This window comes from Roseibium sp. MMSF_3247 (assembly GCF_030733765.1).
Lineage (GTDB): Bacteria > Pseudomonadota > Alphaproteobacteria > Rhizobiales > Stappiaceae > Roseibium.
The window spans coordinates 252,986-259,296 of sequence record NZ_JASHII010000007.1; the positions used below are offsets into that span (position 1 = coordinate 252,986).

At 55.5% G+C, this 6,311-nt stretch carries 3 protein-coding genes; 2 read left to right on the top strand and 1 reads right to left on the bottom strand.

Annotation, left to right across the window (positions count from 1 at the left end; all coding sequences use genetic code 11):
* Positions 1–33 precede the first annotated feature (33 nt).
* Together RBB44_RS21715 and clpB are read left to right on the top strand one after the other, a co-directional pair.
* A complete protein-coding gene (locus tag RBB44_RS21715; RefSeq protein ID WP_306149593.1) occupies positions 34–732 on the top strand; it encodes a DUF4167 domain-containing protein in 699 nt (232 codons plus the stop codon).
* A gap of 231 nt (positions 733–963) precedes the next feature.
* On the top strand, positions 964–3,561 hold the full coding sequence (clpB, locus tag RBB44_RS21720) for an ATP-dependent chaperone ClpB (protein ID WP_306149592.1): 2,598 nt from the start codon (positions 964–966) through the stop codon (positions 3,559–3,561).
* 93 nt (positions 3,562–3,654) lie between these two features.
* Here the strand turns inward: clpB and RBB44_RS21725 are convergent, their stop codons facing one another.
* Positions 3,655–5,631: a M23 family metallopeptidase gene (locus RBB44_RS21725; protein ID WP_306149591.1), complete on the bottom strand. Its 1,977-nt coding sequence runs from the start codon at positions 5,629–5,631 to the stop codon at positions 3,655–3,657.
* Positions 5,632–6,311 lie beyond the last annotated feature (680 nt).

A 6,311-nucleotide genomic window follows, 5' to 3' on the forward strand; every position in this document is an offset into this window, starting at 1 on the left:
GCTGACCGCCGTTCCTTAAGAGAAAACGGCAGGATGAGACCAGGAAATCAAAGCAATAAGCGTATGCGCGGACGGGGCCGCAAGGGACCTAATCCGCTAACCCGGACTTATGAGTCCAACGGTCCTGATGTGAAAATCCGCGGCACAGCGATGCATATTGCGGAGAAGTATCAGCAGCTTGCCCGCGATGCACAGGCATCGGGCGACCGGGTGATGTCCGAGAATTACAATCAGCATGCTGAGCACTATCTCCGTATTGTAGCGGCTGCACAGCCGCCGCAGCAGAACACGCAGCACACTGCGCGTCATGAGGCGGACGACAACCAGGATCAGGCAGCCGTAAACGGCTCTGGCGGATCCCAAGGCAGTGACCAGCCGTCCAAGCCATCCGCAGACAACACCGTTGTTGATGGAGATGCTCCGCAGCCGTTTATCGACAACATGCCGGTGATTGACCAAGAAGGTCAGGTGAACGGGGCAGCTCAGGCGTCTGATGAAGTCGGCGAAGCTGAAGAGAAGCCGCGCCGCCGGACCCGGACGCCACGGACCCGTACCCCGCGCAAAGCTGCATCAGAGGCTGGGTCCGAAAATGAAGCGCAAGCTGGTGCCGGCGCTCCTGAAGCTGCGGATGAAGGCGAAGAGCAACCAAAACCGCGGCGCCGGACAACCCGGACACGCCGTGCCAAAGCAACGGAAGATACTCCTTCCGAAACGGCTGCGGCCGGTGAATGACGCCAGCGTCAAACAAGCTCTGAATGATAAGAAACGGCGTCCATATGGGCGCCGTTTTTATTTTGGCCGGCAATCGGGCGGTAATTTGGTGCAGGGGCCTTTTGTGGTGAAAATGCAACACTATATTGGGTAGGCAGTGCTTTACGAGGCTGCGCAGATGCCCGCCAAGGGGTCTGAAACTCAAAAACGTTCCCCACGCTTCGGGTGGTGCGGACGGGAAGGGGATTGCACATGAACTTTGAAAAATATACCGAACGGGCCCGCGGATTCGTTCAATCTGCCCAGACATTTGCATTGGGCCGTGGCCACCAGCAGTTTACTCCGGAACATGTTCTGAAGGTCCTTCTGGATGATCCGGAAGGTATGGCGAGCGGTTTGATCAGCCGGGCTGGCGGCGATGCAAAAGCGCTCAGGGGCGATCTTGAAGGCATTCTCGATAAAATGCCGAAAGTCTCCGGTGGCTCTGGTCAACTTTACATGCACCAGGCAACCGCGCGGCTGTTTGATCAGGCAGAAAAGATAGCTGACAAGGCCGGCGACAGTTTCGTGACTGTTGAGCGTCTGTTGCTAGCTCTGGTCATGGATGCAGACAGCGAAGCTGGCAAGTTGTTCAAGCGTCACGGCATCACGCCGAATGCCTTGAATGAAGCTGTCAATCAGTTACGCCAAGGCCGCACGGCTGACAGTGCGACGGCAGAAAACCAGTATGAAGCTTTGAAAAAATATGCCCGGGACCTGACCGAGGTGGCGCGGGACGGAAAACTTGATCCGGTGATTGGCCGCGACGAGGAAATCCGCCGCACAATTCAGGTCTTGTCACGGCGGACGAAAAACAACCCCGTTTTGATCGGTGAACCGGGCGTCGGCAAAACCGCGATTGCGGAAGGTTTGGCGCTTCGGATCGTCAACGGCGATGTTCCTGAGTCCTTGAAGGACAAACAGTTGCTGGCACTCGACATGGGCGCCCTGATCGCCGGTGCGAAGTACCGCGGCGAGTTTGAGGAGCGTTTGAAGTCCGTCTTGTCTGAGGTTGAGGCCGCAGCGGGTGGGATTGTTCTCTTCATCGACGAAATGCACACGCTTGTGGGTGCCGGCAAGGCGGATGGTGCTATGGATGCATCGAACCTCCTGAAACCTGCGCTCGCACGCGGTGAGCTGCACTGTGTCGGGGCAACGACGCTCGATGAGTACCGCAAACACGTTGAAAAGGATGCAGCGCTTGCCCGCCGTTTCCAGCCGGTTTTCGTAACTGAACCGACAGTAGAGGACACGGTTTCGATCCTGCGCGGGATCAAAGAGAAGTATGAATTGCACCACGGTGTACGCATCACCGACTCGGCAATCGTTTCGGCGGCATTTCTGTCAAACCGTTATATCACGGATCGGTTTTTGCCGGACAAGGCAATTGATCTCGTCGATGAGGCGGCAAGCCGCTTGCGCATGCAGGTGGATTCCAAACCGGAAGAACTCGACGAATTGGACCGTCGGATTATCCAGCTCAAGATCGAACGGGAAGCCCTCAAAACAGAAAGCGATGAAGCGGCCCAAGACCGTCTAGGGAAACTCGAAAGAGAACTGACGGATCTGGAAGAGCAATCTCAAACGTTGACCAGCCGCTGGCTTGGCGAAAAGGAAAAACTGAACCTTGAGCAAAAGATCAAGGAGCAGTTGGAGCAAGCCAGGATTGATCTGGAGATCGCACAGCGTCAAGGCGATTTGGCGAAGGCTGGGGAGCTGGCTTACGGGGTTGTTCCGGATCTTGAACGCAAACTGGCTGATGCAGAAGCGTCCGAGGACAGTGACGCAATGGTCGATGAAGCGGTCACGCCGTCGCATATCGCCCAGGTCGTATCCAAATGGACGGGCATCCCGGTCGATAAAATGCTGGAAGGCGAGCGCGAAAAGCTGCTCCGGATGGAAGACGTTCTTGCAGGCCGAGTGATTGGTCAGAGCGAAGCGATCCATGCGGTGTCGACCGCCGTGCGGCGGGCACGCGCCGGGCTTCAGGATCCGAACCGGCCGATCGGGTCGTTCATGTTCCTTGGACCTACGGGGGTTGGTAAAACCGAACTCACCAAGGCTTTGGCCAGCTTTCTGTTCGACGATGACAGTGCAATGGTGCGCATCGATATGTCGGAATATATGGAGAAACACTCTGTTGCCCGGTTGATCGGCGCCCCTCCCGGCTACGTCGGATACGAGGAAGGTGGTGCCCTCACCGAAGCGGTTCGTCGGCGCCCGTATCAGGTCGTGCTTTTTGATGAAATCGAAAAAGCGCACTCCGATGTCTTTAACGTGCTGCTGCAGGTTCTCGATGATGGCCGCTTGACGGATGGTCAGGGCCGGACTGTGGACTTCAGGAATACGCTGATCATCATGACCTCGAACCTTGGATCAGAGTTCCTGGTCAACCAGCCTGAAGGCGAAGACAGCGACGCGGTTCGCACTGAGGTGATGTCTGTGGTCCGCGGGCATTTCCGCCCGGAATTCCTGAACCGGCTTGATGAGATTGTTCTCTTCCATCGGCTGCAGCGGTCTCAGATGTCGGCGATCGTCAAAATTCAGCTTGAGCGCTTGCGCGGTCTTTTGACTGACAGGAAGATTACGCTCAATCTGGACGATGGGGCCCTCGGCTGGTTGGCTCAAAAAGGGTACGATCCTGCTTACGGTGCGCGCCCGCTGAAGCGGGTGATCCAAAAGGATGTCCAGGATCCGTTGGCGGAGAAACTGCTCGCCGGCGATGTCCTGGATGGGCAAACAGTAAATGTATCCGCCGGCACGGACCGCCTGCTGTTTCAGGTGGCAGGCGCTGACAGTCAGGCCGCATAACCGAAGCGTAGCTTGAGATAAGATAAAGCCCGCGGAGCAGTTGCTTCGCGGGCTTTTCAATTTCTCAGATCTCTGCTCTTTGCGCAGGCCGTCTTAATTCAATGATGCGATCCGGGAAGGCTTGCGGGCTCTGTCGAGCAAGGTGTCGATCCGGTAGCGCTCCGCCTCAAAGGCTGTGCGCAGTTCGCCGTCCAAGGTCCTCCCCTTAGGCAATTTGATCCGCATTGGGTCCATAAAGCGGCCGTTGACAAGTACTTCGTAGTGCAGATGCGGACCGGTCGACAGGCCTGTGGAGCCGACATATCCGATAACGGTGCCTTGGTTGACCCTGGCCCCCTCTCGGATCCCTTTGGCGAACCCGGTCAAGTGACTGTAGGTGGTTACATAGCCGTTCGTATGCTGCAGCTCGATACGCCGCCCATACCCGGAGCTCCAACCGGCTTTTTTGATTGTCCCATTGCCAGCCGCAAAAATCGGCGTGCCACGTGGCGCTGCCCAATCAACACCACGGTGCATCTTCGTGTATCTGTGAATTGGGTGGCGGCGCATGCCAAAGCCAGACCTGAATTTGCCGCCGTTCAACGGTTTCCGGATCAGGAACTTCTTCGCGCTCTGGCCAGAGTCGTCATAAAAGTCGATGACATTGTCATCCGGCGTCCGGTAGCGGTAAAACTCGCGGCTTGTGTTTCCGGTTTTCAAAGACGCATAAAGGATTTTCGGCGGGCCGCCAGCTTCGCTTTCGGTAAAGAACAGTTCAAGTGCGTCACCAGGCTGGACGCGGGCATTGAAATCGACATCAAAGGAGAACATCCGGATGAGATCGTCGATGATTGCTTCCGGCATGTCCTGTTCGAGGGCTGTCTGGTAGAGGCTGTCGTAAATTGCGGGCGTCGGACCACCGTAGGAAATACGGTCGGCCTCTTCAAACGCATTCGCCAAAAACGTGTCGGGTTCTTTGGCTTCGATGTAGGATCCGCTGTCGGAGCGGGCCACAGTCGCCTGATGTTCAGTATCGGTATACAGACTGATCCGTTCCGGACGCATCCGCTCCAGATTTTCCGGATCCGGTGCATACGCGATCCGCAGCCGTTGACCATCCTCGATTTCCGTAAAGCCGAAAACATCTCGGAATGCATTATTGATGATCGCGGCTTCCGTATCAGTGGCCTCGTGTTCCAGCAACAGATCAGCGAGGTTTTGGCCCGAACTCAATGGGATGATTTTTTCATCCATGCCGGCAAACCGGATTTCTTCCTCCCGTTTGGAGACGAAGGAGACGTTTTCCGGTGTGATGCGCACGGCAAACCGTTCGAGATCGGGCTGAAGCGCAAGGTTGAAGTCAAAACGGCCCGGATCAACCAGAGTCTTTGCGGCCATCTCAACCGTGTCGATCGACATTGTGCGTGCGATTTCGCGCACGGAGAGTTCAATCTCGGTTTCAGTGGGAGTCGCATCCAAGGCAATCAAGCCGCTTTGTGATGGGAACGCGGTCAGACTGATGCTGACTTCACTTTCAAGTTTTGCCCCATAGCTGGAGTCGGCCAAGAGTAAAGTTTCAGCTCCAGGCGCCCCGCCTTCGTCGTTCAAATCCTGATTGTCTGCAAACATCGCCATCGGATTGAAATCGGGGATGAGTTGGGCGAGATCCGGATCGGACCGGGTAGCAAGGCTGGCACTTACGAAAATATGAGGTTGCACCCGGATATTTTCGCGCTCCCCAACTCGGGTTACTACATTTACGTCAAGCACCTGTTTGTTGGAATACTCGGTTGCGGTTCGAAGCACCCGGTCGCCCTTCGACCCACGCCCGCCAGTCTCGAGATAACCGTTGGCGCCGAGTTCAATCGATGGTGTGGCTGCAACACTGTACTGTCCGTCCAATGCGGCCGTAAGCGCGCCGCCCATCAAGACCAAAGACGTCACGCCTGTTAGAACAGTTCCGGTCAACCACCTGAAAGAGACTTGCCGACGGTCCGGCAATCCCTGCCCTGCCTCATAGGAACGCAGGGGAGGTTCATTCCCGAGGTCGATTTGCGATCGTTGATGGTTATGGAAGGGCCCAAGATGCATGTGTAACCGGTCCGGTCCTTTCATTCGCTCAATGAAGCGGTTCTGCAAATATAAAGCGGTATGCGTCCTGCAGGTTAACAGCTGAAGACGCTAAATGCCGGTTTTCGGCAAAAACGTCAAACATTCATCTTCAGAGATTAGCCTGCTTGCCCAAGAAATAAGGGCCTATGTCTGAAATCCGGCATAAATATGTTACTAGAAGACCGGCAGTTGTGACTAGAAACCGGAGCCCCCAAATTAGGCTAATACAATCGAACTGGTCCGACAATATATATAAATGCCTCAGGAGCCGGGCTTTGGCCGAGTGTGAGAGCAGGCTTCGATACATACATATGAAGCGAGCTAGAAGGGCCCGTTATCTTTCATAAGATACTGTAAAAAATAACAATTCCAGCATTTCTGTTTTTTGTGAATCTTTTTTGACAAACTGTGTTGACTCCAACTGGGGCGATGCGTATAACCGCCTCCATCGACGGCGGCGCTGCTGACGCGGCGCACTTCACCGTCGGTTCTACCGAAAGATTTGAACCAAACGCCTCAACAAGGCCTCGGCTCTGCGTCTTCCGGTGTCGGCAATTTAAGCCGCATTCGCTCAGGTGAATGGTTCATTGACAATTTGATATTTGAAGGAAGGGAAGCGTAGGCGGCGTTGGTCTTGCGGTGCTTGGGTCTTTAGGGGC

What these genes read in the sequence shown, in the direction of transcription:
- RBB44_RS21715 (WP_306149593.1), top strand. Translation starts at nt 34, where the DNA reads ATGAGACCAGGAAATCAAAGCAATAAGCGTATGCGCGGACGGGGCCGC.
- clpB (WP_306149592.1), top strand. Translation starts at nt 964, where the DNA reads ATGAACTTTGAAAAATATACCGAACGGGCCCGCGGATTCGTTCAATCT.
- RBB44_RS21725 (WP_306149591.1), bottom strand. Translation starts at nt 5,631, where the DNA reads ATGCATCTTGGGCCCTTCCATAACCATCAACGATCGCAAATCGACCTC.